Genomic DNA, 26,367 nt, shown 5'->3' on the forward strand with positions numbered 1-26,367 from the left:
AGGAGGGCTTGAGGTATTTAATGCTCTTTCACAACCATTTTTAACAAATAATCTGCAAATGCATCAGAAATTTCTTCTGCCGATTGCGGACCCTCTTGATTGTACCATTGTTGAATCCAGTTTAGGGCACCTAAAATAATCATGCGTACCATTCTTACATCCACTGGATTAAATACCTTATTATCTATTCCCTCATTTATTATTTTATCAAAGTAATGAGAATAGTTCTTTCTTACCTCCAGGACTTCCTTTAACTGTTCATCCGTAAAGTTTTGATTTGGCTTATCCATTACCATGAACATCGATTTCTCGCTTGTGGCAAGTAAAATATGTCCTTTAATTGCATTCCTAAGCTTATCGACGGGACTTAAATGACTATTGAGTACTTCTTCCATTCGCTCAAGGCTGATTTCCATAATCATTTGATGACATTGATAAAGAAGATCGTCCTTATTTTTAAAATAGTAATACATAGATCCCTTCGTCATTAAAAGCTTAGCAGCGATTTCCTCCATTGTTGTACCTTGATATCCTTTTTCAGCAAGTACAGCCGCTGCAGAACGTAATATTTCTTGTTTCTTTTTAGCGATTTTCTGTGCTCTAAAAGACGCCATTTAACTCCCTCCTGAAAATAACCTGTCTCTATATCATCATTTACAAAAGTTTTGAATCCATAGTTATTTTTTTACCTATGGGTTAAATATATGTTAATTATTCTGAAAAATCAAGAAACATTTAATGAAATGATGAAATTGAACAAGTCGTTAACCAGGAAGAGCAATACTAATAGCTTWACATCAATAAACAACATGGTGTTATTATTGTGCAATTATATTATCTTTTTTCATCCATTTATAGATTATTTCTTTTTTAAAAAATATTATCTTAATCATTGATTTTTCTAAATATTTAAAATAAAATAAAAAAATAAACAGTGAGTCAAAAAATAACTAACCATTCAGTGCAAGTTAATTAGGAGTGAGAGCGGAATGCTAGATTACTTAAGAGCGAAGGAATTACTTGTAGATGAGATGCTTAATCGTTCAGCACGAAGATTTCCTAACAAAATTGCCATTATCGATCATGAAAACCGTATGAGCTACAGCTTACTCCAAGATAGAGTGAAGACTTTAGCCGGCTGGTTTCAATCCAAAGGAATTAAAAAGGGTGAGAAAGTAGCCCTACTACTATATAATTCTGTCGAGTTTACTGAATGTTTCTTTGCTTTAGCGAAAATTGGTGCTGTATGTGTTCCAGTAAATTTTCGCTTACAAAAATTAGAATTTGAATATATTCTTAATAATTCAGATGCAAAAATGTTAGTGGCACATCATGATTTTGTTCATGTTATTGATCAAATGATGGAACATTTGCCGTTAATTGAAGATGTAATTATTACTGATCAACCCGCTGATTCAAATAGCTCTTATTACTTTTATCAAAGTATATTTGAGAACGCTTACAATGTGTGTTTGGAAGAATTAAAGGATAGTGATGATTTTATCATTGTTTACACATCTGGAACGACAGGGAAGCCAAAAGGTGCAGTACTGACACATAAAAATGTTTTTATGAACGCCGTTAACATGGACCTGGAGTGTGGACTGACGAAAGATGAGGTACAAATTATAACGACACCACTATTCCATATTGGAGGAATATCCGCTTTGACCATGATTATGGTGGTAGGAGGCACATCCATTCTTCATAGGAAATTTGACCCAATTCATATTTTAGAGACATTTGAAAAGGAGGAAGTTACGTATTCCTTTATGGTCCCTTCCATGTGGAATATCTTACTTGAAGTTCCTAATTTCAAGGACTTTAACGTGGATAGTATTCGAATTATTTGTACAGCAGCAGCATCCACCCCGTTGGAATTAAAGAAAAAGCTAATGCGAAATTTTCCAAACGCTGGTGTTTATGATACCTTTGGCCACACCGAAACCTCAGCTAGTACCGCTACATTGAAGGCAGGTGATTCTTTGTTGAAGACCGGCTCTGTTGGCCTGCCTTATTCCAATGTAGAGGTAAGGGTAGTAGATGAGAATATGCAGGATGTTATGCCGGGAGAAGTTGGAGAAATCATTTACCGCGGTCCAACAACAATGAAAGAGTATTATAAGAACCCTGAAGGAACGAAAGAAGCGTTAAGAGGCGGCTGGCTCCATAGCGGTGACTTGGTCAAGTTTGACGAAGACGGATATATCACGGTTGTCGACCGTAAGAAAGATATGATTATTAGCGGCGGGGAGAATATTTATCCTAAAGAAATTGAAGAGGTGTTATATACCCATCCAGATATCCTAGAAGCAGCTGTTGTTGGTGTCCCGGATGAAAAATGGGGGGAAACGGTTAAAGCATATGTTGTACCTAGGAAAGGAAAGACCTTAACAGAGAAGGAAGTTGTGGAGTATTGTACGGAACGGATTGCGCGTTATAAAAAACCACAATATATAGAATTTATTGATGAACTACCGAAAAATGCTTCAGGCAAAATCCTCAAAACTTCACTTAGAGATCATAACCTAAAGGTTTAAGGAAGGGAGGACATTCCTTGTCCCAGTCTCTAGAATCTATTAAAAAGTCTCTACAGCACTATCTACAAGAGCAAATGTTCAACGGGAATAACTTAGAAATAGAAGATTTCGAGCAAGCCTCTGGAGGATGGACAGACGAAACTTACGTTTTTACAGTCAGAACGGAACAAACGTCAGAAGGGCTTGTCATACGAAAGTTAAAAAAAAGCAGTTTGCTTTCTGAGGAACGTAATTTGACTCAGCAGTTTAAACTGCTTCAGATTTTAAGTAATTCAACACCACTGCCAGTTCCAAAGGTGTTTCGGCTCGAATTAGATGAAACGATTATTGGTGAAGAATTCATGATTATGGAACGGCTTGAAGGAAAGAGTTATGTACCATGGTCAAAAGAGGGAAGTGCCTTTCTTTCAAAAGCATCTAGTCATACCCACATCCCAAAACAATTTGCTGACTATTTAATCACTTTACATATGCTAGATTACAAAAAGGTCGGAATACACGAAGTTTTTGCAGACCCTGGTGAAGGGATGGGTTTTATTGATAAGAAATTAATAGAACTTGAGAATTTATATCTAAAATACAAAAATATTTATGACCCTATCATGACGGATGCGCTTCAGTGGCTGAGGCACCATCGCCCAGAGGCACAGCGTCTTTCCATTCTTCATGGAGACTACAGGACGGGGAATATGCTGTATGGTGTAAAAGCTATCAGCGGCATACTTGATTGGGAAGCAGCTGAAATTGGAGATCCCTTGATGGATGTCGCCTATATATGTGCGAAAGCAAATCGAATGGACTCACCACTCCAATGCTATCTTTTAGACAGGAAGTGGTTCCTAGATTACTATGCCAGTCAAACTGGATTAAGAATTAATGAACAAGACTTGCATTATTACGAGGTCTTGCACCAAGTCAGGTTTCTACTATTATCATTATCTGCAGCACATGCCTTTGAAAAAGAAAACGCGACTGATTTAAGAATGGCAAGACAAGGGTATAGGTGGACTTTAATGCGTAATCTGCTAGCTGAAACTCTAGGATATTGAGGTGAAGAAATGCTTGATAAGTCAATCGCTTTTCAAACGATTAGTCTTGTTCTAAAGCAGGATATCCTGCCGAATCTTTCGAGTGAAATGGCAAGAGAACAAGTCATTGCCATGCTGTCGTTATTGAAAAATTTAGATGCCAATACAGTTCCAAATGATGAAGTATATAGAAGGGTAAACTTACTGCTTTTTGAGGAACTAGAAGTGATCCTTGGAAAAGTCAATAATAGAACAGTAACCGACATCCGAAGTCCATTTGATACCTTGCTAGAAAAGCTAATCAGTTTGGCTCGTAAAAGTAAAAATGAAAGTGAAAGAATGACTTGGGAATCACTAAATGAATTATTTAGTGAAGTAATCCAGATTGTCTACCAAAATGATTCACTGCAACCTTTTATTCCTGACATTAGAAAGACGATGCGGAAACAGCTCAATATCGAAATAAAATTAGTCTATTAGACTTTATTATTTTTTGTTTATTACTGAACGTTAAGAATATTTTTAAACAATGGGTTAGTGAGTGAAATCTGATTAAACGATTTTATTTCCGGGAGGTACAGAATGAAAGCGATTGTAGTAAGTGAAATCGGCGGACCCGAACAATTTAAGTTTAAAGAGATAGAAACACCAATACCAGGGAGTGATGAGATTCTCATTCGTCTTCGGGCAGCTGCCTTTAATCGAAGGGATATTTTTGCACGCAGAGGGGAGTATCCGGGAATTCGCTTTCCTGCTATCCCTGGAGCGGATGGAGCGGGTGAAGTGGTTGCTGCTGGTGAACATGCCAATCTATATCCAATTGGCAGCAAGGTCATCATCAATCCAGCCCTTAACTGGGGTGAGGAGGAAAGAATTTATTCTAAGGATTTTTCGATTGTTGGTAATCCTACTGATGGAACCTTTGCAGAATACATTAAGGTCCCAAAAGACAATGTGTTTCTGAAACCAGACTACCTAACATGGGAAGAAGCAGCAGCATTACCATTGGCCGGATTGACAGCTTATCGTGCATTAGTCACTAGAGGTAAGGTGAATAAGGGAGAAAATGTACTTATACCTGGCATTGGAGGTGGTGTTGCAACGTTCCTGCTGCAAATTGCTACAGCACATGGAGCAAACGTCTATGTAACTTCAAGCAGTGAGGAAAAAATAAAGAAAGCTATATCACTTGGAGCAGCTGGGGGGGTCAATTACCGAGAGGAAAGTTGGGATAAGAAGTTGAGAAAAATGATGCAGGATGGCGCAGATATAAGTGTTGACAGCATCGGGGGAAAATCCTTTCAACAGCTTGTGAATATCGCCAAGCATGGAAGTAGAATTGTCACCTTTGGGGCTACCGCTGGTCCTGTTCCCCAACTTTTAATGCCAAAGATATTCCTAAAGCAATTGGATGTATTGGGGACAACAATGGGCTCACCAAGAGAGTTCAAAGAAATGCTATCATTTTTTTCTGAAAATGAAATCCACCCAGTGATTGATTCAAGCTACAATTTTGATGACATTATGGATGCTCAAATTAGGATGGAGGAAGGCGATCTCTTTGGAAAAATAGTCGTGAAGATTCAATAAGTCTACAAAAGGGAGGGATAACAATTGAGCAGACGTTTCCTAAAGGAAGAACATGAAATTTTCAGACGTTCACTTCGGAAATTTTTGGAGAAAAACGCTTCTCCAAATTATGAAAAATGGGAGCAAGATAAGTTAGTTTCTCGAGATTTCTGGGAGAAAATGGGAGATAATGGTTTTCTATGCCCTTGGGTAGATGAAAAGTATGGAGGAGTAAATGCAGATTTCGGCTATTCGGTTGTGATCAATGAAGAGTTGGAAAGAATCGGAAGCGGATTAGTCGGAATTAATAATCACAATGATATCGTTGTCCCCTATCTTAATAGCTTTGGCAGTGAGGAACAAAAGGAGCGCTGGTTGCCAAGGTGCTTGAATGGGGACGCAATTACAGCGATTGCCATGACCGAACCAGGGTCTGGCTCGGATTTAGCTGGTATTAGAACTACAGCAAAAAGAGACGGTGACTACTATATTGTAAACGGTGCCAAAACGTTTATTACAAGTGGTGTTCATGCCGACCTTGTTGTACTCGTATGTAGGACTGACCCGGCGGCACAGCCTGCACACAAAGGAATCAGCCTGCTGGTAGTGGAAGATGGGACAGCTGGATTTACTAAATCTAAGCAACTAAGTAAGTTAGGTCAGCATTGTTCGGACACGGCAGAGCTAGTGTTTGAGGATGCAATAGTTCCTGTTTCTAATTTACTAGGTGAAGAAGGCAAGGGTTTCTATTACTTAATGGAAAAGTTACAGCAAGAGCGATTACTAGTTGCTGTTGGCGCGGTTGCGGTATCTGAGAGAATGTTTGAGATTACCAAGGATTATGTGAAGCAAAGAACAGCATTCGGAAAGTCAATCAGCCAATTTCAAAACACGCAGTTTAAATTAGCTGAAATGGCAACTGAACTTCAAATTGCACGAGTATTTGTGGATGACTTAATAGAAAACCACATGCAAAAAAAGGATGTTGTTACTCAAGTTTCAATGGCTAAATGGTGGGTGACAGATCTCACTAAGAAAATAGCTTCGCAATGTTTGCAGCTTCATGGCGGCTATGGATATATGGAAGAATATGAGATTGCTAGGAGGTTTAGAGATGTTCAAGCAACTTCTATCTATGCCGGGACCAACGAAATCATGAAGTCTATTATTGCAAAGAAGCTAGAGTTATAACTATTTGTTGGAATGTTGCTACTAGACGTACTCACAAAGAATTTTCTATCTACACAAATGAAACCCTTAAGGAGGGCATGGAGAATGAAAAAAGTGAAATTTGGGATAGTCGTTCTAGTGTTATTCATGTTTGCTGCGCTTGTTGGTTGTAGTTCAGGGTCTAATAAAACATCAGGAGATTCGATGGAAACTGTAGAAATCGGTGTGGTATTAGCCACTTCTGGTCCCATCGCACAAACTGGAACTTGGGTGTTAGAAGGACATAAAACAGCTGAAAAGGAAATCAACGAAAAAGGCGGTTTTAAGGTTGGCGACAAAACCTATAAAGTCAAAATTGTTCACTATGATTCTGAAGGAAGAGCAGAGTCTGCAACAGCTGCAACAGAGAAGTTAATTAACCAGGATAAAGTATCAACGATTCTTGGAACTTCTATTAGTTCTGAAACGGCAGCAATGATCCCCATTGCAGAACGTTCAAAAACTCCATTAGTCACTTTTGTTGCAGCTAGTGACATCTTAACTAGTCAAGGGGCAAACTTCTTTTCTCAGGCAGCTCCAGCAAATAAGAATTATGTAAATGCCGGAACAAAAACGATGAAAGATATGGGCATGAAAAATGTAGCGATGATTTATGTAGATGATGCTTGGGGTCAGTCTTATGCAAAACTTTATCCACCTGTGATGGAAAAAGAAGGATTTAACATTGTCACCACTGAAAAATTTGCTGCAGAACAAAATGAATTTATGACCATGCTCAACAAAGTTAAAGCAAAAAATCCTGATGGAATCTTACTTGCAGCTGAGACTGAATTAGCCATTCCTTTATTAAAGCAGATTGAGGAAGTTATGCCAGATGTAAAGATTATGGAGACAGGCGGAACAATTCCTGAAGAATTAATTAAATTGGCGCCTGATGCCGCAGAAGGAATTGTAACTTTGAGCCGTGCTGGAGAAGAATCTACTGAAATCAAAGCGTTTAAGGAACTGTTCTCACAATCTTATGATTACGAAGCAAATTCATTCGTTTTCTCTGGATATGACGGCATAAACTTTATTGTAGATGCCATGCAAAAAGCAGGTACAGTTTCTGATAAGGAAAAAATCAACCAAGCCATTCGCGGCGCCCAATATAAAGGCTTAATTGGAACCTACAGCTTTAATGAAAAAGGGGAAAATAGTCTGGTAGGTAACCGTGCAGTCATTAAGGGTGGGAAGGCGATTTACCAAAAGGTTGACCAGCCTTTACCATAGGTTCTAATAGGGGCAGAGATATTTATTTCTCTGCCTTCTTTACTACAATTATTGTTTACAAAGAGGAGGTTCGAACATGGGAGATCAAATTATGCAATCCATTGTTAATGGATGGGTAAGCGGCAGTATTTACGGATTAATGGCAATAGGATTCACTCTTGTTTTTGGAATCATGCACGTCATTAATCTCGCTCATGGTGAGCTTTATATGCTTGGGGCATTCTCTACCTTTATAATGGTTGGGATCTATCAAGTTAATTTTTTTGTTGCTATACTTGCTGCGATGTTGATCGTAGGTTGCTTAGGTTTTTTAATCGAAAGATATATATTTCGACCACTTAGAAATACAGCTATGTTAAATACGTTATTGGCCTCAATTGGGTTGTCAATCTTTATCAGTAATTTGGTATTGAAAATTGCTGGAACTGGTATGAGAAGTATCCCTGTACCTTTTGCAAAGGGAAATTTAGAATTCTTTGGTGCGGTTATATCAGTACACCGGTTAATGGTGTTATTACTTACTGCACTATTAGTAGCAGGACTCTTTTGGGTGATTAAATATACTAAATTCGGAAGATCACTAAGAGCCACTTCTCAAGACACAGATGCGGCTGCTCTTATGGGAGTAAATATTAACCTTACATACGGGATCGTATTTGCCATCAGTGCAGGTATGGCCGCGATGGCAGGGGGGTTAATTGGATCACTATACGTGGTTGATGCCACAATGGGACTTGGACCTGGCTTAAAGGCATTTATTATTGTCATCCTTGGCGGAATGGGAAGCGTAGTTGGAGCGATTGCCGGCGCGTTTATTATGGGATATGCTGAAACGTTTACTTCCCTTTTCTGGGCAGCTTCCTATCAAGATTTAGTCGGTTATATCCTATTAATTTTGGTTTTATTATTAAAACCTAATGGGTTATTTGGAGGGGTGAAGCGATGAGTACCAAACATATTAAAATAGGCTCGATCATTCTTGCGCTTGTTATTCTCTCGATTTTACCTTTTCTATTAGATTCCTATTTAATTCACATCCTTAGCCAAATTGGGATTTGGGTGATTTTAACTGCCAGTTTGAATTTAATGGTCGGATACACAGGTCAGCTCTCTTTTGCACATATTGGGTTATTTGCAGTAGGTGCATATACAAGTGCGATTTTAACCACTACAGCTGGGCTATCATTTTGGATTGCTTTTCCAATCGCAGCGATTGTAGCAGGAATCTTTGGGTTTCTAATTGGGCTGCCGGTATTGCGGTTTAAGACACATTTCTTTGCCATTGTTACCTTGGGTTTTGGTGAAATTATCCGGTTAACCATATACAACCTGCGTGATTTAACAGGGGGACCAAATGGAATTTATAATATTCCCTTTCCGTCCAGTATATTTGGACTTGATTTTTCATTGAGAGAGCATTTTTACTACCTAATTCTAGTTAGTGCCATTGCAGTAGTATTATTTGTTCGATTCTTGATTAATACAAGAACAGGAAAAGCAATGATTGCCATTCGTGAGAACGAAAACTTCGCTTTATTTGTAGGAATCAATACGTGGAAGGTTAAGATTTTCGCCTTTACCATCAGCGCATGTATTGCTGGTTTTGCTGGGAGTCTGTTCGCTCATTACAACTCTTATATATCTCCATATTCTTTTACCGTCGCTGAATCAGTTAGTATTTTATTAATGGTCATTATTGGTGGCATGGGAACCATTATGGGACCAATTCTTGGTACAACCTTTCTAATCTTCTTACCTGAATTATTAAGAGGTGTTTCGGAATGGAGAATGGTCATATATGGTGGATTACTCGTATTAACGATTATGTTTATGCGTGATGGAATCCTTGGGTTAATTAAGAAGATTAGCTTCAAAAAGAAAGTCAAGGAAGGTGCTAGGGAACATTTGCTTACAAACGGAAGGGAGGAGACGAACATTGCTGGAAGTGAAAGGAATTAGCCGTTTTTTTAAAGGATTAGTGGCATTGGACAATGTATCATTTACAGTAGAAAAAGGTGATATCCTTGGTATTATCGGTCCGAACGGTGCTGGGAAAAGTACGCTTTTTAATTGTATTACCAGCTTCTTCCCGCCCTCAGAAGGATCTGTTTATTTTGAAGGGAAGAAAATTACAGGGCTAAGTCCCCATCAAGTTACTGAACTTGGTTTGACAAGAACCTTTCAACATACACAAGTGTTTCCAAAACTATCTGTTTATGAAAATATAACGACCGGACAGTACGTTATAAAGAAAAAGGATCCTTCAAGATCAAAAGCTCAATTAGATGCAAAAGCACAGGAAATTATGGAGTTTGTTGGAGTAAGTCAATATAAGGATACCATAGCTGAAAATCTAAGCTTAGGCTTTCAAACACGTTTGGCAATTGGAATTGCCTTGTCAACAGAGCCAAAGCTTTTCCTTTTAGATGAACCAGCAGCTGGCATGAATCCCGAGGAAACCAATCAATTGGTCAATCTGCTTAGGGATATTAGAACGACATTGGGTGTTACCGTTATCCTTATCGAACATGACATGAAAGCTGTCATGGGCTTATGTGATCGAATTGTTGTTTTAGAATACGGTAAGAAAATTGCCGAGGGCACACCAAAGGAAATTCAAGAAAATAAGAGAGTGATAGAAGCCTATTTAGGGAGTGAGTCTCTTGCTTAAAATTGAAAACCTGCAAGTTCATTATGATAAAGTTCAAGTAATACATGATGTATCCCTAGAGGTAAATGAAGGCGAGATTGTTACCCTAATTGGATCAAATGGAGCAGGGAAAACAACGCTTTTACGAACAATCTCAGGAATAAAAAAGGCTACATCAGGTTCAATCTCGTTTATGGGAGAGCCTGTTCATCGTTTCCCTTCACACAAGATTGTTGATTTGGGCATTGGTCATGTTCCAGAGGGAAGACATGTATTTTCAGATATGAGCGTATATGAAAACCTGCAAATGGGAGCATTTCGCCGTAAAGGTTCCCAAGCCGAGATAAAAAATGATTTAGAGCATATTTTCGATCTATTCCCACGCTTAAAAGAACGCAGTCAGCAACTGGCTGGCACCTTAAGCGGAGGGGAGCAGCAAATGGTGGCAATTGGCCGGGCCATTATGGCAAAGCCTAAATTGTATTTGTTTGACGAACCATCATTAGGGATCGCTCCATTAATTGTTGCTGAGATTTTTCGGATGATTAAAAGAATGAACGAGGAAGGCTCTACGATTCTTTTAGTTGAACAGAATGCGAATGCAGCCTTAAAAATTTCAGACCGTGCTTACATTCTTGAAACTGGTAAGGTAAGTCTGGAAGGAAAATCTTCTGATCTGCTTAATGATGACCGTGTAAGGAAAATATACCTTGGTTTCTAAATAGAGGGGGCTTAGCCTTATGGCATACGAAACGATTTTATATAAAGAATCGATAGAAGAAGCTATTGCATGGGTGACAATGAATAGACCCAACAAAAGAAATGCTATTAATAAGCAAATGATTTTGGAATTGGGCGATGCCTTTAGAAAAGCGGAGAACAATGATGATATAAAAGTAATTATCTTTAACGGCGAAGGACCGTGTTTTTCAGCAGGACATGATTTGTCAGTAGAAGAACACTACCCTAATACTTCCGAGGAGCGAATCCGCTGGGAACGTAAATATTACTTTGACGAGATTATGTATTTACGGAACATCCGCAAACCATTGATTGCTCAAGTGCATGGCTATTGTATAGCTGCTGGGCTGGTGCTTGCCTTAATGGCAGATATCGTTATTGTATCTGATGATGCAATTTTCAATGACCCTGTTGTAAGAATGGGAGCCAACAGTCAAGAAGTGATGATCTTGCCTTGGGTTGTGGGCGAGAAAAAAGCAAAAGAACTATTGTTTACGGGGGACAGTTTGACAGGGAAAGAAGCAGAAAGACTAGGGATGGTGAATAAGACAGTAGCTCGCGGGGAGTTGGAGTCAACGGTTAAGAAAATAGCAAAGAGAATCACGCTTATGCCTCCAGTGGCTGTTTCCTTAGTAAAAGAATCTATTAATAATACACTGGATAATATGGGGTACACCAACTCAATGAAAATGCACTTCGCTTCCCATTTATTAAGCCACTCTACTGAAGAAGCTAGACAAGGGATGGGAACGGATAACCGAAAGAACCTAAAGGACTATTTTGAACAACGAGATCAGTCTTTTAATTCTCAAACTTAAAGAGGAGTGACTAGCATGTCAGGTTTACCTTATACAAGGGAACACGAGATATTTAGGAAATCTGTTCAAAAATTTTTAGAGAAAGAAGCAGTTCCATACTTTGATGAGTGGGAGCAAAATAAATGCATCCCTAAATCTTTTTGGAAGAGGTTAGGGGAACAAGGTTACTTATGTCCATGGGTGGAAGAAGAATATGGGGGTTTAGGAACCGATTTCTATTACTCTGTCATTATTTATGAAGAGTTTGAGAAGATTGCCTCTGGTCTTTCTGGCATTGGGCTACATAGTGATATCGTTATGCCTTATATCCATTCTTTTGGAAATGAACATCAAAAACAAAGGTGGCTGCCTCCTTGTATTAATGGTGATATTATTTCTGCGATTGCTATGACTGAACCAGGGGCTGGATCAGATCTTGCAGGCATCAAAACGACAGCCAAGAAAGATGCTGATGACTACATTATCAATGGTGAAAAAACCTTTATTACCAATGGTTATACCGCTGATTTAGTCATTGTAGTATGTAAAACGAATCCAAATGCAAATCCGCCGCACCGGGGTATTAGTTTATTTGTTGTCGAAGAAGGAACACCTGGATTCTCAAAAGGGAAGAAACTTAAAAAGATGGGTCAGCATGTAAATGATACTTGTGAATTAATATTTGAGGATGTTCGGGTTTCAAAAGAACATTTGCTTGGCGAAGAGGGTAAAGGCTTCTATTATCTAATGCAAAAGCTTCAACAGGAACGGTTGCTATGTGCTTTAGGTGGAATTGTTTCAGCGGAAGAAATGCTAAGAATGACAATCGGCTACACAAAACAGAGGGAAGCTTTCGGTAAAAATATTAGTCAGTTCCAAAACACACAGTTTGAGTTAGCCGAGATGGCAACTGAAATCAAAATTGGCAGGACGTTTGTAGATGACCTCATTAATAATCACGTTGCTGGAAAAAATGTTGTGAATGAAGTTTCCATGGCTAAATGGTGGGTGACTGACCTTGCGAAGAAAACAGCTGGCAGGTGCATGCAGCTACACGGTGGGTATGGTTACATGGAGGAATATGAAATTGCAAGAAGGTACCGTGATATTGCAGTCACCTCGATCTATGCAGGGACTAATGAAATCATGAAAAACATCATTGCTAAAAATATGGGGCTTTAGTGCTATCTTAATTTTGAATATAAATTCAAAAAATAAATCAATTGTAAAATTGGTAGAAAATTGCTATTATTAAAATAAATGAAAACGGTAACAAAAATGGAAGGAGATGATCTTTTYGACATTACCACTAGAGGGGATAAGGGTTTTAGATTTGACGAGACTTCTGCCAGGTCCGTATTGCACATTATTACTTGCTGACTTTGGAGCTGATGTAATTAAGGTAGAGGACCCAAACAGTGGAGATTATGCGCGAGACTATGAACCTAAAATAGCAAATCAAAGTGCGATTTATCATTCTCTAAATCGAAATAAACGAAGCATTAGTTTAAATCTAAAAGAAGAGAAGGATAAAGAGATATTTATAGAATTGGTAAAAACAGCTGACGTATTGGTGGAATCCTTCCGTCCGGGTGTAATGGATCGCCTAGGACTAGGCTATGAGATATTGAAAAACCATCAGCCAAAGTTGATTTATTGTGCGATTACAGGATATGGACAAACGGGGCCATATGCAAACGAACCAGGACATGATTTAAACTTTTTAAGTTATTCAGGGCTTCTGCACCTTCAAGGTCTGCCTGCGGGCAATCCGGTATTATCATCCGTCCAAATTGGTGATATAGGGGGTGGCGCATTGATGGCGGCAATCGGAGTACTGGTTTCAATCATTGATGCCAAGAAAACCGGGAACGGACAATTTGTCGATATTTCGATGCTAGATGGTACCGTTTCCTGGATGCAAACGATTCTGCCCGACTATTGGGTGACGGAGCAATTACCAGCTAGAGGGGAATTGACGCTAAATGGCGGAAAAGCTTGTTATGAAGTTTACCGTACAAAGGACGACCGATTTTTATCAGTAGGTGCTCTAGAATTCAAGTTTTGGAAAAACTTTTGTCAGGTTATTAGAAAAGAAGAATTGATTGGCGAATTATTTGCACCTATTGAACAGCAGAGAATGATGAAGAAGGAAATTCAAATGGTAATCAGTCAAAAGTCTCTAGATGAATGGCTGCAGCTATTCGAAGGTATTGATGCCTGTGTATCCCCTGTTTTGACTCCAGAAGAAATGACGCAAAATCCACAAATTAAGCATCGTCAAACGATTGAAGAAATCCAGCATCCAGAGGCAGGTACGATTAAACAAATTGCCAACCCCATTAGGTTATCGCGAAATAAAGTAACTCTACGTCATTACGCACCTAAACTTGGTGAACATACAGAAGAGATTCTAAGTGAATTGAGCAGTCGATACTCTGAAGGAGTTGCCCGCAATGAGTGAGAGGATACACATAGAAACCCCAAATCTGCCATTAAAAGCGCTAAAATTTAAGGTTAGAACATTTATAGATGAAAAAGTAATTCCTGCTGAAGCCGCCTATGATAAAGGCGGCCGAGACGCAGAAGAGATCCTCCTTGATCTTCAAAATCTGGCAAAGGAGGAAGGTCTTTGGGCTCTCGGACTTCCAAGGGAGATCGGCGGCGGCGGTCTTTCTTTCATGGACTATGTACATATAAATGAAATCATCGGTCGTTCTGAGCTCGCGATGTTTGCTCTAGGGACCCATACCGCTCAAGACGCAACCATGCTTAATTTGTATGGAACACCTGAGCAAAAAGATAAATGGTTATATCCAATGGTAAGAGGCGAAATTAACCCATCTGTTGGGTTAACAGAACCGGAAGTAGCAGGATCGGATCCAACTTTAATTCAAACAACAGCCGTTCTAGACGGGAATGAATGGGTGATTAATGGGCATAAATGGTTCACCACCGGTGCCAACCGTGCCGCTTTTACTTCAGTTTTTTGTGTCACGGAACCTGAGGCCTCTCGTCACAGAAGAGCATCCATGATCATCGTACCGACTGATACACCTGGCTATGAAATTGTCAGGGTGGTTCCGACAATGGGGCATCAGCATGGAGGGCATTGTGAAATAAAATTGACGAATGTAAGAGTTCCGAAAGGTCATTTACTTGGAAATCGTGGTGAAGGCTTTGTCATTGCTCAAAAACGTCTCGGCCCAGGAAGAATTTATCACTGCATGAGATGGCTTGGTCAGGCACAGCGGGCCTTTGATCTGATGTGTGAACGTTCGTTGAAACGGTATGCACACGGGTCACTCTTATCAGAAAAACAGATGATTCAAAAATTTATTGCTGATTCAGCAACAGAAATACAGGCTGCAAGGTTAATGACCTTAGAAGCTGCGAAGAAAATCGATCAAGGTGAAGAGGCACGTGTAGAAATTGCCATGATTAAAGTTTTCGGTGCCAAGGTGCTCCATGACGTGATTGACCGAGCCATTCAGGTACATGGTGCATTAGGTGTTACAGGAGATACTCCACTTGAGAAAATGTACCGTGAAGCACGATACGCACGTATTTATGACGGTCCAGATGAGGTTCACACGGCGTCTATTGCTAGGAGAATCTTGAAAAGCTACAAAGAAGGAACCGGCTGGAATTTAGAGGGAATAAATGAATGAGGAGGTACAAAAATGAGTGACCAGGCAGTTTTGACCGAGATAAAAAATGGGGTAGCAGCCGTTACATTAAACCAACCTGATTCTTTGAATGCACTTTCAATAGAGATGGTTAAAGGGTTAACCAGAACGATGCACGAACTTAAGCACGATGCCTCCGTTCGCGCTGTTATCTTAACAGGAAGCGGAAGAGCGTTTTGTGCAGGCGGGAATATTAAGGGCTTTTCAAATGTAACAACTGCTGCAGGAGGCAGAAAGTATATGCAAGATCACACTGATTTCTTGAAGGATTTAGCTCAAATGGAAAAACCGGTTATTGCCGCCGTAAATGGTCATGCTGTTGGAGCAGGTTTCAGTATCGCTCTTGCTTGCGATTTCATTATCGCGTCACATCATTCGAAATTTGCCTTAGGCTTTCATAAACTTGGCCTTGTTCCTGATCTAGGCGGCCTTTACCATTTACCCAGATTCGTAGGGATGGCAAGAGCAAAAGAATTGGCCTTTTCAGATAGAACCTTATCATCAACAGAGGCAAAAGAGTACGGAATCTGCCTGGAGGTTGTAGAAGCCGAACGGCTTTTAGAGCGTGCCCATGAACTTGCTGCTACCTTCGCCGCGAGCCCGACCATCGCAATTGGTCTGGCAAAGAGCATTTTAAACCAAAGTTTTGAATCTTCTTTAGAAGACACCCTCCGCCAAGAGGCAATGGTTCAAGGAATCGCTTTTACAACAGAGGATCACAAAGAAGGAGTTCGAGCCTTTCTTGAAAAAGACAAACCCACCTTCACGGGTACATATTCTTAATTTAGAAGTATAAAGGAGGTTTCTTATTATGAAAGGCTGGTTAGTAAAAGAATTAGGTGAACCAAAAGAGGTTCTTCAGATCGAAGAAATGAAAAACCCTGAGCTAAAAGGAGGAGAAGTCCTAATCAATGTTAAGGCTGCTGCACTCAACTTTTTCGATATCTTGTTATGCCAAGGAAAATATCAGGAAAAACCACCACTTCCTTTTACAATTGGCTCAGAAATCGCTGGTGTAGTAGTTAAAACCCAAGAAGGCAGCCAACTTAAAGAAGGACAGCGTGTATTGGCCTTACCAAAACTGCCAAACGGTGGCTTAGCAGAATACGTAGCTGTATCGGAAAGCACCGTCTATCCGATAGCTGAGACGATGAGCTGGAACGAAGCAGCAGCCTTGTTTATTACCTATCATACCTCCTATTATTCGTTATACGACCGGGCAAACTTAAAGTCTGGCGAAGTATTGTTAGTGCACGCTGGTGCCGGTGGTGTTGGTTCAGCTGCCATTCAATTAGGAAAAGCAAGAGGAGCATTTGTGATTGCAACAGCTGGTGGAGCGGATAAAACACAAATATGTAAAGAACTAGGCGCAGACATTGTGATTGATTATTTAACTGAAGATTTTGTTGAAGCGGTCAAGAAAGCAACGAACGGCAAGGGAGCCGATGTCATTTTTGATCCAGTTGGCGGTAATGTTTTCGATCGTTCTCGTAAATGTATTGCTTTTGATGGGAGAATCCTCGTAATTGGTTTTGCTGGCGGCGAGATACCCTCAATCCCTGCTAACCATGTATTAATTAAAAATTACTCAATCGTTGGCGTCCATTGGGGTCTTATGAACAGGCTTACTCCAGAAAAGGTGTTCAAAGAACACGATGAAATAATGAGCCTTTATGAGCAAGGGAAAATTAAACCGCTTATTTACAAAGATTACGAATTTGAAGATCTGCCGTTGGCGTTAGAGTTGTTAGCCACTAGGAAGACATGGGGAAAAGTAGTAGTTAAATTGTAAAATTAATAGATTGAAAAATAAGATTTTAATATTTCGGAGGGAGAGGAATATATGAGAATTCAAGATTCCATTGCATTGGTAACGGGTGGTGCTTCTGGGCTGGGGGAAGCGACTGTTAGGAACATTGTAAAACACGGCGGGAAAGCAGCTATCCTAGATTTAAATGAAGAAAGAGGGAAAGCTCTTGTAGAAGAATTGGGTGAGAATGCAATTTTCTTCAAAGTAAATGTAACTAGCGAGGAAGATGTTCAGACAGCCATTGACCATACGATTGCACAATTTGGTGGATTTAATACTGTAGTCAATTGCGCAGGGATTGGTCACCCTGAAAAAACAGTCAGCCGAAACAAAGCACATGACTTTAACAACTTTAAGAGAGTAGTAGAAATCAATCTTTTTGGGACCTTCAACGTGATTCGACTTGCTGCTGAAAAAATGGTAACGAACCACCCTAATAGCGAGGGCGAGCGAGGGGTAATCATTAACACGGCTTCTGTTGCTGCTTTTGATGGCCAAATCGGGCAGGCCTCCTATAGTGCTTCTAAGGGTGGTGTAGTTGGAATGACGTTGCCAATTGCCCGTGATCTTGCGAAATCTGGTGTCAGGGTTGTTACGATTGCTCCTGGTTTAATCGAAACACCACTGTTTGGAACACTTTCAGATCAGGCTAGAGAAGCATTAGAAGCACAAGTACCATTTCCATCAAGGCTTGGACGTCCTTCAGAATATGCACACTTAGCACAAACCATTATCGAAAATGTCTTGTTAAACGGTGAAACAATCCGATTAGATGGTGCAATTCGTATGGCGCCAAGATAACCTTTTCAACTATAAATAACATGATAGGGCTGGTGACCATGAAAGTATTTAATCTTGAAAATAAGGTAGCAATCGTAACAGGTGGAAATAGAGGACTTGGAAGAGCAATGGCTTTAGCGTTAGCCGATGCTGGCGCAGACCTTGTCATTGTTGGCAGAGACGAACAAAAAAATCAACAAGTGGTTTCTGAAGTCCAAGCAAAGGGCAGAAAGGCGATTAGCCTTACTACTGATCTGCGCGATATATCGGCCATTGGAAATATGGTTGCGGAAGTAGTTTCTCAGTTTGGTAAAGTTGATATTTTAGTAAACAATGCGGGTGTATCTCATACAGAGCGGGCGTTAGATATCACTGAAAGTGACTGGGATAAAGTAATGGATTTAAATGTTAAATCACTGTTTTTTTGCTGCCAGGCAGCTGGCCGGGTAATGAAGGAACAAGGTTATGGCAAGATCATTAATCTTGCTTCCGTTGCCGGAGTAGTCGGAGATTTAGGGATCGCTCCATATACTGCCAGTAAAGCGGCAGTGATTAACTTAACAAGATCTCTAGCGCTTGAGTGGGTAAGATACGGAATTCAAGTGAATGCAATTGGACCTGCGTATATTGAAACGGATATGAATACGGAAGAATTAAGTAATCCGAAGGTCCGGGACAGAATCGTAGGGAAAACGCCTATGAGACGATTGGGTGAACCTGATGAAATAGCAGGGGCCACCATTTTATTAGCATCTGATGCCAGCAATTATATGACGGGTCAGACCATTTATGTCGATGGCGGATGGCTTGCCCAATAAATCATGATAGGGGGTGTTATCAGATGGCTAGCACAATGAAAGCGGCAGTTTATTACGGAGCACGTGATTTAAAAGTGGAAAGCGTTTCAATTCCAGAAGTTGGTCCTAATGACATTCTTCTTAAAGTAAAATATTGCGGGATTTGCGGATCAGATGTCCACAGTTATGGTACAGGTCTCTATATTCATAAAGGGCAAATCATGGGTCATGAGTTTTCTGGTGAGGTTGTAAAAACGGGCAGCAATGTAAAGGGAATTAGAGTTGGTGAAAGAGGTACCGGCTTTCATGCGGGAGTTTGCGGGACTTGTTATTGGTGCCAAAATAAACAATTTACGCTTTGCCCCGACCTTTTCAACAACTCAACTGGGTACGGCTTGCCAGGTGCCTTTGCCGAATATGTGAAAATACCAAATGCCTTGCCAGGAATTAATTTTCACGGTATCCCTGACGAGATTGATGATATGACCGCGGCAACGATTGAACCTGTTTCGGTTTCGGCGTATACCGTAGAACTGTGCCAGCCTAAAGCAGGAGATCAGGTCGTAGTAATGGGAGCTGGATTAATAGGAAACGTCGTCATGCAGGTTTTCAAAGCTTCAAATGCAGGTAAAGTAATTGTAACAGAAGTATCTGAAAAACGTCTTCAGGCTGCGATCAATTCTGGAGCAGATACAGTCATTAATGCAGCAAAAGAAAACGTAGTTGAACGATTAAAGGATCTTGTCGGGGTTGGCAAATATCACTTCAACGAAGGGGCAATGGCAGACATTGTTGTGGATGCAGCAGGAGCACCATCAGCAGTAGAACAATCCTTTGAAATTGTCCGCAGCGGCGGTACGATTGCATTTGTTGGTTTGCCTGAGAAAAAGGCATCTATTGATACAACGAAAATTGTCCATAAAATGCCGAAAATCATTGGTGCTCTAGGCGGTAACTTTCAAGCGGCAATTTCCCTTCTTCGTGAAGGTAAGGTAAAAACAAAACGTCTAGTCTCACACACATTCCCTCTAGAATATGCGAGAGAAGCATTTGAAACACAAATGAATCCACATGAGTCAGTCAAAGTAATGATCGAGTATTAAATTGATCTTTCAAAGGAGTATTTTATGAGATTAAAAAATAAAGTTGCAATCATTACTGGTTCTGGCAGCGGCCAAGGAAAGGCTGCCGCGAAAGTTTTTGCCAAAGAGGGTGCGATTGTCGTAATTGCGGAGTGGAATGAAGAAAATGGAAAACGAGTGGAAGCTGAAATTAAGGCGTCGGGTCACGAAGCACTCTTTTTCCAGACAGATGTCTCAAATGAAAATCATATTATTTCTTTAGTCGACGAAGTGATCAATCGCTATGGAAGAATTGATGTTGTTTTTAATAATGCAGGAGTTGGGTTTTCTTCCTCATCTAAATATAAGATGGACCGACTAACAGAAACTCCTTTACACGATTGGAATCAAATTTTAGCCATCAATTTGAACGGAGTCTATCTCCTATCAAAGTACGTGATTCCAATTATGAAAAAACAAAATGCCGGCAGTATTATTAATAATTCATCCCTCAACGGCATAATCGGCGTACCTGGTGCTGATGCATATACCGCGGCGAAAGGAGGAGTTGTTGCTCTTACTAGGGTAATGGCTGTTGATTACGGTAAATTTAATATCCGCGTTAATTGTATTTGTCCAGGTGCAATCGACACACCGATGATTGCCGATGTATTAAAAAATGAAGCCTTTGCTGCGGCTTTTACTAGTAATCCGTTAAGAAGAGTAGGAACTCCTGAAGAGATAGCGAATGCAGCACTTTTTTTGGCGTCAGATGAATCTAGTTATGTTACAGGATTAATTATGCCAGTCGATGGCGGAATCAGTGCTCAATAGTGCTGGCTAAAATGACCAAAGGAGTGAGTTAATTGGCAGAAATATACAAAAAGGATATTAATTTAAGTGATTACAAGAAAGAAGACCTAGTAAAGTTTTATAAAGAAATGGTTAAAATCAGGAAATTCGATGAAAATCTTATTCGCTTAATGCATGAAGGAAAGGTTTCGGGATTCTACCATTCTGGCATTGGTTCAGAAAGTGTTTCAGTTGGCTCGATTACCAACATCCTTCGTGATGAAGACTACATATTTTATAACCATAGAGGATGTAATCAAAAAATTGCTAAAGGAGTTCCACTCTCAAAAATCTATGGGGATTTTCTTGGAACTTTAGAAGGTACAACGAAAGGCTTAGGAGCAGGAATTGTCCACAGTGCAGATCCTTCGAGGGGAGTGTTAGGGCAATGCGGCACAATCGGATCACAGTTTAATATAGTCGTTGGAACCGCTTATTCTGCGAAAATACAAAATACCGATAAAGTTTCTGTTTGCTATTTTGGTGATGGAGCAGCTTCAAGAGAACCGTTACATGGATCATTAAACTGGGCAGGATTATATAAATTACCAGTTGTTTATATTTGCGAGAATAATGGTTATGCCATTTCATCAACTTTTAAAGAAACACATTCTGTTCGAGAGCATTTAGCCGATTGGGCGGACGGTTATGGAATTCCAAACTGTGTGGTCGATGGAAATGATGTGTTATTAATGCAAGAAGTAGTGAAGGAAGCGGTAGAGCGTGCGAAAAGAGGAGAAGGTCCTACCTTTATTGAAGCCCAAACTTTCCGTCACCGTGGTCACTTTGAGGGAGATACCTATGATTATGTAGAACAAGAGGTATTAAAGGACTGGAAAGAAAACCGTGATCCAATAAAGAACTTTAAGAAGCTATTAATTGAAAATGAAATCAGTACGGAAAGTGAACTATCTAGCATGGATGCCGAAGTGGATCAAGAAATTCTAGAGGCGATTAGAATTGCTGAAGCATCTCCACTCCCAGATCCAAGCAGAATTTATGAAGGATTATTTGCGAAGGAGGGGTCAAGATGAGTACATCAGTAAAGGTAAAAACAATCAGTATGCGCGAAGCCATTATAGAGGCATTACACGAGGAAATGGAGCGCGACGATAAAACCGTCCTATTTGGAGAAGATGTTGCAAAATTCGGCGGTATTAATGCCATTACAAAAGGATTATATGAAAAATTCGGCGGTCAAAGAGTGTTTGATACTCCCATCGCAGAAACAACGATCGTAGGTGCAGCCTTAGGAATGGCGATTACTGGATTAAGACCGATACCAGAACTTCAATTTGGTGATTTTGTAGGCATTGCCTTTGATGAAGTGTTTAACAAATTAGGGAAATGGCGTTATATGCATGGCGGCCAAATGGAGGTTCCTGTAACACTTCGTCTGCCAATTGGTATTGCAGGCGGTGCAGGTCCCGAACATTCTCAAAGTCCACAAGCTTTATTCATGCACGCCCCAGGTGTCCAAATTGCAATTCCTTCCACGCCATATGACGCAAAGGGACTACTAAAGACTGCCATTCGCGACAATAACGCGGTACTGTTCTTTGAACATAAGATGCTTTACGGAATGAAGGGCGAGGTGCCGGAGGAGGAGTATTTAATTCCTTTAGGAAAAGCGGATATTAAGCGTGAAGGAAGTGATGTCACCATTATCGCTACAGCCCTTCAAGTACATACCGCCCTCAACGCAGCAAAAACGCTGGCAACTGAAGGAATTGAAGTAGAGGTAGTCGATCCACGAACACTTGCACCATTAGATAAGGAAACCATTCTCGGTTCTGTTAGAAAAACGGGAAGAGTATTAATTGTACATGAAGAACCAAAAACGGGAGGCTGTGGTGCGGAAATCGCTGCTCAAATCTCTGAGGAAGCGTTATTCGACCTCCATGCACCAATTAAAAGAATCGGCAGTCCTGATGTTCCAATCGCTCAAAGTATTTATTTAGAGCAATTCTACCGTCCGAGTGAGGAGAATATTATTCAAGCAGTAAAAGAATTACTGGAATATTAAACATAAATAAACACAATTACCCGGATACAAGGCTAGATATGCTTGTACTCGGGTTCCATACATATTAAAGGAGGAGAAAACAATGTATGAAGTAAAAATGCCTCGTCTTGGTGTAACGAWGCAAGCTGGAATCGTATCTACCTGGTTAAGTGAAGAAGGAGATTATATCGAAAAGGGAGATTACCTCTTTGAATTAGAAACGGAGAAATCAACGGTTGAAATCGAGGCAATGAACTCAGGTGTTTTAAGGAAAATTATCATCCCTGAAGGACAAGAAGTTCCTGTAAATACTGTCATTGCGATCCTTGCTCAGGAAGATGAGGAGATTGATTATACCCCTTATTTAGATAAACAGCCGGAAGAAGCAGAGCTCCAAATTGCTGCCACAGTGGAAGCAGTAGAAGAAAAGGAGTCTATTAAAGCAGCAAGTGGTGGAGGAAAAGTTGCTCCAAGAGCCCGACAACTGGCAAAGCAGCTTGGAGTAGATGTAAATACTATAGTTGGAACTGGAAAAGATGGATTAATTACTGAGAAAGATGTTCGCAATGCAGAGTCACAGACTGGTGCACCAATCAAAATTAAAGAAACGATTGGCTTAAATAATGTAAAAAAGTCCATGTCTGAAAATATGTTAAACAGCTGGAGAAACATTCCACAGTTTACGCAAATCGTTAGTGTGAATATGGACCAAGTTTTAAAGGCAAAAAAGGAAGTAGTAGGTGTTTCAATTAATGATTTGATTGTCAAAACCGTTGCGAATGTAGTAAGTGAATATTCCATTGTTAACAGTAGATTAGAAGATAATAAAATCGTTGTTTATGAAGATATCAATATATCTGTAGCTGTAAATAGCGACCAAGGCTTAGTGGTACCGGTTGTAAAAAATGCAGCTGAAAAATCTGTTTCTGAGATCTCTAAAGAAATAAGAGCACTTTCTGCTAAGGCACAGAATAATCAATTAACTTTAGATGACTATGCCCATGGGACAATAACGGTATCAAACTTAGGTAGCTTAGGAATAGAAACAGGAACTCCAATTATCAATATTCCGCAATCTACGATTATTTTTGCGGGAAGCATTCAAAAGATTCCTGTTGTGAATGAATCTGATGAAATTTCCATAGCACCTATTATGAAATTGTCGATTGCTTTTGATCATCGCTTTATTGATGGTGTAACTGCTGCAGGGTTTACCAATGCAGTAAAAAGTGCACTCGAAAATCTTTCAGTGAATCACCTTTCATAAAAAGAGAGCCATTTTGGTTCTCTTATTTGCCATAGTAGAAATTTTTAGAGGGAGTGAAGAGGGTGTTCAATTTTACCGAGAGTGCAGAGCAAAAAAGGATGCTAGAAAAAGCAACAGAAATTATGCATCAATATGTTTTTCCAAATGAAAAGTACATGGTTCCACATCGCGGCTTACCAGATGAAATTTTAAAACCATTGCAGCAAATCGTTAAGGACAATGGATTATGGGCAGGACATTTGCCAAAAGAATACGGCGGAATGGGAATGGGCTTTGTTTCTCTAGGATTACTTTCAGAAGTAATTGGTCAAAGCCCTATTGGTCCATATATATTTGGTTCCATGGCACCTGATGCAGGGAATGGTGAGATTTTGGTACATGCTGCAACCGAAGAACAGAAAGAAAAATACCTTAAACCATTGGCCAATTATGAGATGCGGTCTTGTTTTGCTATGACAGAGCCTGAGGTTTCTGGGTCAGACCCAAGAACATTACAAGGAACAGCCGTAAAGGATGGCGATGAATGGGTGATTAATGCTCACAAATGGTATACCACTGGTGCCGATGGTGCAGCTTTCACCATTGCGATGGTTGTAACTGATCCGGAGGCTGACCCTCATCATCGAACCAGCCTTTTCATTGTTGAAACCGATAATCCCGGATTTGAAATTGTCCGAGAAGTCGCTGTAATGGGTGACCATTATGTAGGAGGTCATTGTGAAGTCAGATTTAATGATTGCCGAATCCCTGAAAAAAACCTGCTTGGTAAACGAGGAGAAGGATTCAAGCTAGCACAGCTTCGGTTGGGACCAGGGAGAATTACTCATGCCATGCGCTGGTTAGGTGTAGCAAGACGATCTCTTAATGAAATGATTGCTTATGCCACTGCTAAAAAAGATGGTAATAGAACACTTGCTGATTCTCAAATTATCCAGAACTATATTGCCGATTCGGAGGCGGAAATCCAAGCTTCTAGATTATTAACGTTACAAGCAGCATGGAAAATGGATCAAGGTGACGAGGCTAGAAAAGATGTATCGCTGATAAAATTCTATGGTGCTCAAATGTTAAATAACGTCATCGATCGTGCCATTCAAACTCTGGGAATGTATGGATTAACACCTAACACTCCTCTAGAAGGACTTTATCGTGAAGCAAGAGCTGCCAGAATTTATGACGGGGCGGATGAGGTCCACCGAATGGTCGTAGCGCGCCAAGTATTAAAGGAGTTTAAGGCAAAGGAGAGATTGGATGAACCAGCAGCAATCCCAAAGTAAAGTAAATGAAATTAACTGGGAGAAAGTAGAGGAGTATCTTCGTCAAGAAATTCCAGGACTTAGCGATGATTCTCTTGTGGGTAAACCTTTTTCAGCTGGATATTCCAACTTGACGTATTTTGTGAAAATAGGAAACTGGGAAGCTGTCTTAAGAAGACCCCCATTCGGTCCGATTCCTCCTAAAGCACATGATATGAAGAGAGAGTGTGATATTTTAGGTAAACTTAATCGGGTTTTCCCGTTAGCTCCAAAACCTTATCTGTATTGTGAGGACCACGAAATCATGGACCGTCACTTCTATGTCATGGAAAAGAAAGAAGGGGTGGTTCTTGATGATACACTACCGGAATCCTTTGAAAACCGTTCGGATACAGGCAAGCTTGTTTCACACGCAGTTGTTGATACACTGGTAAAACTGCATGCGGTAGATTATGAAAATGCTGGTTTAAGTGGTATTGGCTATCCGGAAGGCTATCTTAGCAGGCAGGTGAATGGATGGATCAAACGCTTTCATAACTCAAAGACAAATGATATCCCTGCAGTTGAATCGTTAGAAAAGTGGCTTGTGGACAATCTACCAGTCTCGCCTGCTCCAACCATTGTACACAATGATTTCAAACTCAATAATATGATGTTTTCTGCCACAGACCCAGGTAAAGTGATTGGGGTCTTTGATTGGGAATTGAGTACGATTGGGGATCCGTTAACGGACTTAGCGGCGGCCCTAGCTTATTGGACTGAAGCCGGTGAAGTTGATACAGGTTTAGCCTCTGTAACGACGAAGCCAGGATTTTTATCAAGGAAAGAAATGCTGGAGCTTTATGCGGAGAGAAGTGGAAGAGATGTCACGCAAATTGATTATTATTTAACTTTCGCTTTTTATAAAATTGCTGTAATCCTACAGCAAATTTATTACCGCTGGAAAATTGGCGAAGCTTCAGATGAACGTTTTGGCAAATTAAACATTGGAATTCAGAACCTTCTTGTTCAAGCCGAGAAAGCAAGAAAAAATGAAATCTTACGTTAAAATCGAATGCTTATCAATACATGAGAGGGTGTGAG

26 protein-coding genes are annotated in these 26,367 nt (G+C 40.1%); 25 read left to right on the forward strand and 1 reads right to left on the reverse strand.

Going from position 1 to position 26,367, the window contains the following annotated elements:
• Nucleotides 1-17: 17 nt before the first annotated feature.
• Nucleotides 18-614, reverse strand: a complete 597-nt coding sequence (locus BTR25_RS18135) for a TetR/AcrR family transcriptional regulator (RefSeq protein WP_075689455.1) — start codon at nt 612-614, stop codon at nt 18-20.
• A gap of 375 nt (nt 615-989) precedes the next feature.
• On the opposite strand from BTR25_RS18135, the gene BTR25_RS18140 reads away from it, so the two are divergent.
• The 25 genes from BTR25_RS18140 (at nt 990) to BTR25_RS18260 (ending at nt 26,332) form a co-directional block, all read left to right on the forward strand.
• A complete protein-coding gene (locus tag BTR25_RS18140) occupies nt 990-2,540 on the forward strand; it encodes a class I adenylate-forming enzyme family protein (protein WP_075689456.1) in 1,551 nt (516 codons plus the stop codon).
• Between the two features lie 17 nt (nt 2,541-2,557).
• The gene (locus BTR25_RS18145) at nt 2,558-3,589 is read left to right on the forward strand and encodes a phosphotransferase family protein (RefSeq protein ID WP_075689457.1); all 1,032 of its coding nucleotides are present in this window, start codon (nt 2,558-2,560) and stop codon (nt 3,587-3,589) included.
• A gap of 9 nt (nt 3,590-3,598) precedes the next feature.
• Complete coding sequence (locus BTR25_RS18150) at nt 3,599-4,048, forward strand: hypothetical protein (protein ID WP_075689458.1); 450 nt, start codon at nt 3,599-3,601, stop codon at nt 4,046-4,048.
• A gap of 102 nt (nt 4,049-4,150) precedes the next feature.
• Nucleotides 4,151-5,158, forward strand: a complete 1,008-nt coding sequence (locus BTR25_RS18155) for a zinc-binding dehydrogenase (protein WP_075689459.1) — start codon at nt 4,151-4,153, stop codon at nt 5,156-5,158.
• A 24-nt stretch (nt 5,159-5,182) separates the two neighbouring features.
• Nucleotides 5,183-6,328 carry an acyl-CoA dehydrogenase family protein gene (locus tag BTR25_RS18160; protein WP_075689460.1) on the forward strand — a complete coding sequence of 382 codons (1,146 nt, stop codon included), beginning with the start codon at nt 5,183-5,185 and terminating at the stop codon, nt 6,326-6,328.
• Nucleotides 6,329-6,412: 84 nt separating this feature from the next.
• Nucleotides 6,413-7,579: an ABC transporter substrate-binding protein gene (locus BTR25_RS18165; RefSeq protein ID WP_075689461.1), complete on the forward strand. Its 1,167-nt coding sequence runs from the start codon at nt 6,413-6,415 to the stop codon at nt 7,577-7,579.
• A gap of 76 nt (nt 7,580-7,655) precedes the next feature.
• Nucleotides 7,656-8,525 (forward strand): branched-chain amino acid ABC transporter permease, encoded by an 870-nt coding sequence (locus BTR25_RS18170; RefSeq protein WP_075689462.1) that lies wholly within the window; start codon nt 7,656-7,658, stop codon nt 8,523-8,525.
• A complete protein-coding gene (locus tag BTR25_RS18175) occupies nt 8,522-9,538 on the forward strand; it encodes a branched-chain amino acid ABC transporter permease (RefSeq protein WP_075689463.1) in 1,017 nt (338 codons plus the stop codon). The genes BTR25_RS18170 and BTR25_RS18175 overlap by 4 nt, the downstream gene beginning before the upstream one ends.
• Entirely contained in the window at nt 9,525-10,250 is a 726-nt protein-coding gene (locus tag BTR25_RS18180; protein WP_368483003.1) for an ABC transporter ATP-binding protein, read from the forward strand. The genes BTR25_RS18175 and BTR25_RS18180 overlap by 14 nt, the downstream gene beginning before the upstream one ends.
• Nucleotides 10,243-10,950 carry an ABC transporter ATP-binding protein gene (locus BTR25_RS18185; protein WP_075689465.1) on the forward strand — a complete coding sequence of 236 codons (708 nt, stop codon included), beginning with the start codon at nt 10,243-10,245 and terminating at the stop codon, nt 10,948-10,950. The genes BTR25_RS18180 and BTR25_RS18185 overlap by 8 nt, the downstream gene beginning before the upstream one ends.
• Before the next feature lie 19 nt (nt 10,951-10,969).
• Nucleotides 10,970-11,788: an enoyl-CoA hydratase gene (locus tag BTR25_RS18190; protein ID WP_075689466.1), complete on the forward strand. Its 819-nt coding sequence runs from the start codon at nt 10,970-10,972 to the stop codon at nt 11,786-11,788.
• Nucleotides 11,789-11,803: 15 nt separating this feature from the next.
• Nucleotides 11,804-12,949, forward strand: coding sequence for an acyl-CoA dehydrogenase family protein (locus tag BTR25_RS18195; RefSeq protein ID WP_075689467.1), 1,146 nt, complete (start codon nt 11,804-11,806; stop codon nt 12,947-12,949).
• A gap of 106 nt (nt 12,950-13,055) precedes the next feature.
• Complete coding sequence (locus BTR25_RS18200) at nt 13,056-14,231, forward strand: CaiB/BaiF CoA transferase family protein (RefSeq protein ID WP_075689468.1); 1,176 nt, start codon at nt 13,056-13,058, stop codon at nt 14,229-14,231.
• The gene (locus BTR25_RS18205) at nt 14,224-15,438 is read left to right on the forward strand and encodes an acyl-CoA dehydrogenase family protein (protein WP_075689469.1); all 1,215 of its coding nucleotides are present in this window, start codon (nt 14,224-14,226) and stop codon (nt 15,436-15,438) included. The genes BTR25_RS18200 and BTR25_RS18205 overlap by 8 nt, the downstream gene beginning before the upstream one ends.
• Before the next feature lie 12 nt (nt 15,439-15,450).
• A complete protein-coding gene (locus BTR25_RS18210; protein ID WP_075689470.1) occupies nt 15,451-16,239 on the forward strand; it encodes an enoyl-CoA hydratase/isomerase family protein in 789 nt (262 codons plus the stop codon).
• A 28-nt stretch (nt 16,240-16,267) separates the two neighbouring features.
• Nucleotides 16,268-17,248, forward strand: coding sequence for an NADPH:quinone oxidoreductase family protein (locus BTR25_RS18215; protein WP_075689471.1), 981 nt, complete (start codon nt 16,268-16,270; stop codon nt 17,246-17,248).
• A gap of 51 nt (nt 17,249-17,299) precedes the next feature.
• Entirely contained in the window at nt 17,300-18,067 is a 768-nt protein-coding gene (locus BTR25_RS18220; RefSeq protein WP_075689472.1) for a 3-hydroxyacyl-CoA dehydrogenase, read from the forward strand.
• A 38-nt stretch (nt 18,068-18,105) separates the two neighbouring features.
• Nucleotides 18,106-18,864: an SDR family NAD(P)-dependent oxidoreductase gene (locus tag BTR25_RS18225; RefSeq protein ID WP_075689473.1), complete on the forward strand. Its 759-nt coding sequence runs from the start codon at nt 18,106-18,108 to the stop codon at nt 18,862-18,864.
• A 23-nt stretch (nt 18,865-18,887) separates the two neighbouring features.
• On the forward strand, nt 18,888-19,946 hold the full coding sequence (locus BTR25_RS18230; protein WP_083652454.1) for a zinc-dependent alcohol dehydrogenase: 1,059 nt from the start codon (nt 18,888-18,890) through the stop codon (nt 19,944-19,946).
• Between the two features lie 24 nt (nt 19,947-19,970).
• A complete protein-coding gene (locus tag BTR25_RS18235; protein ID WP_075689474.1) occupies nt 19,971-20,738 on the forward strand; it encodes an SDR family NAD(P)-dependent oxidoreductase in 768 nt (255 codons plus the stop codon).
• A 32-nt stretch (nt 20,739-20,770) separates the two neighbouring features.
• Nucleotides 20,771-21,790: a thiamine pyrophosphate-dependent dehydrogenase E1 component subunit alpha gene (locus BTR25_RS18240; protein ID WP_083652455.1), complete on the forward strand. Its 1,020-nt coding sequence runs from the start codon at nt 20,771-20,773 to the stop codon at nt 21,788-21,790.
• Nucleotides 21,787-22,782: an alpha-ketoacid dehydrogenase subunit beta gene (locus BTR25_RS18245; RefSeq protein WP_075689475.1), complete on the forward strand. Its 996-nt coding sequence runs from the start codon at nt 21,787-21,789 to the stop codon at nt 22,780-22,782. The genes BTR25_RS18240 and BTR25_RS18245 overlap by 4 nt, the downstream gene beginning before the upstream one ends.
• Nucleotides 22,783-22,864: 82 nt before the next feature.
• On the forward strand, nt 22,865-24,028 hold the full coding sequence (locus tag BTR25_RS18250) for a dihydrolipoamide acetyltransferase family protein (RefSeq protein WP_075689476.1): 1,164 nt from the start codon (nt 22,865-22,867) through the stop codon (nt 24,026-24,028).
• Nucleotides 24,029-24,090: 62 nt separating this feature from the next.
• Nucleotides 24,091-25,305: an acyl-CoA dehydrogenase family protein gene (locus tag BTR25_RS18255; protein WP_075689477.1), complete on the forward strand. Its 1,215-nt coding sequence runs from the start codon at nt 24,091-24,093 to the stop codon at nt 25,303-25,305.
• Complete coding sequence (locus tag BTR25_RS18260) at nt 25,280-26,332, forward strand: phosphotransferase family protein (protein WP_075689478.1); 1,053 nt, start codon at nt 25,280-25,282, stop codon at nt 26,330-26,332. The genes BTR25_RS18255 and BTR25_RS18260 overlap by 26 nt, the downstream gene beginning before the upstream one ends.
• Nucleotides 26,333-26,367: the final 35 nt, after the last annotated feature.

Origin of the sequence: Bacillus sp. MRMR6 (assembly GCF_001940785.1) — a bacterium.
Lineage (GTDB): Bacteria > Bacillota > Bacilli > Bacillales > Cytobacillaceae > Neobacillus.

Excerpts from the sequence above, each read along its gene's own strand:
- BTR25_RS18135 (WP_075689455.1), bottom strand. The coding sequence starts at position 614 with ATGGCGTCTTTTAGAGCACAGAAAATCGCTAAAAAGAAACAAGAAATA.
- BTR25_RS18140 (WP_075689456.1), top strand. The coding sequence starts at position 990 with ATGCTAGATTACTTAAGAGCGAAGGAATTACTTGTAGATGAGATGCTT.
- BTR25_RS18150 (WP_075689458.1), top strand. The coding sequence starts at position 3,599 with ATGCTTGATAAGTCAATCGCTTTTCAAACGATTAGTCTTGTTCTAAAG.
- BTR25_RS18155 (WP_075689459.1), top strand. The coding sequence starts at position 4,151 with ATGAAAGCGATTGTAGTAAGTGAAATCGGCGGACCCGAACAATTTAAG.
- BTR25_RS18165 (WP_075689461.1), top strand. The coding sequence starts at position 6,413 with ATGAAAAAAGTGAAATTTGGGATAGTCGTTCTAGTGTTATTCATGTTT.
- BTR25_RS18170 (WP_075689462.1), top strand. The coding sequence starts at position 7,656 with ATGGGAGATCAAATTATGCAATCCATTGTTAATGGATGGGTAAGCGGC.
- BTR25_RS18175 (WP_075689463.1), top strand. The coding sequence starts at position 8,522 with ATGAGTACCAAACATATTAAAATAGGCTCGATCATTCTTGCGCTTGTT.
- BTR25_RS18190 (WP_075689466.1), top strand. The coding sequence starts at position 10,970 with ATGGCATACGAAACGATTTTATATAAAGAATCGATAGAAGAAGCTATT.
- BTR25_RS18195 (WP_075689467.1), top strand. The coding sequence starts at position 11,804 with ATGTCAGGTTTACCTTATACAAGGGAACACGAGATATTTAGGAAATCT.
- BTR25_RS18205 (WP_075689469.1), top strand. The coding sequence starts at position 14,224 with ATGAGTGAGAGGATACACATAGAAACCCCAAATCTGCCATTAAAAGCG.
- BTR25_RS18210 (WP_075689470.1), top strand. The coding sequence starts at position 15,451 with ATGAGTGACCAGGCAGTTTTGACCGAGATAAAAAATGGGGTAGCAGCC.
- BTR25_RS18215 (WP_075689471.1), top strand. The coding sequence starts at position 16,268 with ATGAAAGGCTGGTTAGTAAAAGAATTAGGTGAACCAAAAGAGGTTCTT.
- BTR25_RS18220 (WP_075689472.1), top strand. The coding sequence starts at position 17,300 with ATGAGAATTCAAGATTCCATTGCATTGGTAACGGGTGGTGCTTCTGGG.
- BTR25_RS18225 (WP_075689473.1), top strand. The coding sequence starts at position 18,106 with ATGAAAGTATTTAATCTTGAAAATAAGGTAGCAATCGTAACAGGTGGA.
- BTR25_RS18230 (WP_083652454.1), top strand. The coding sequence starts at position 18,888 with ATGGCTAGCACAATGAAAGCGGCAGTTTATTACGGAGCACGTGATTTA.
- BTR25_RS18235 (WP_075689474.1), top strand. The coding sequence starts at position 19,971 with ATGAGATTAAAAAATAAAGTTGCAATCATTACTGGTTCTGGCAGCGGC.
- BTR25_RS18245 (WP_075689475.1), top strand. The coding sequence starts at position 21,787 with ATGAGTACATCAGTAAAGGTAAAAACAATCAGTATGCGCGAAGCCATT.
- BTR25_RS18260 (WP_075689478.1), top strand. The coding sequence starts at position 25,280 with ATGAACCAGCAGCAATCCCAAAGTAAAGTAAATGAAATTAACTGGGAG.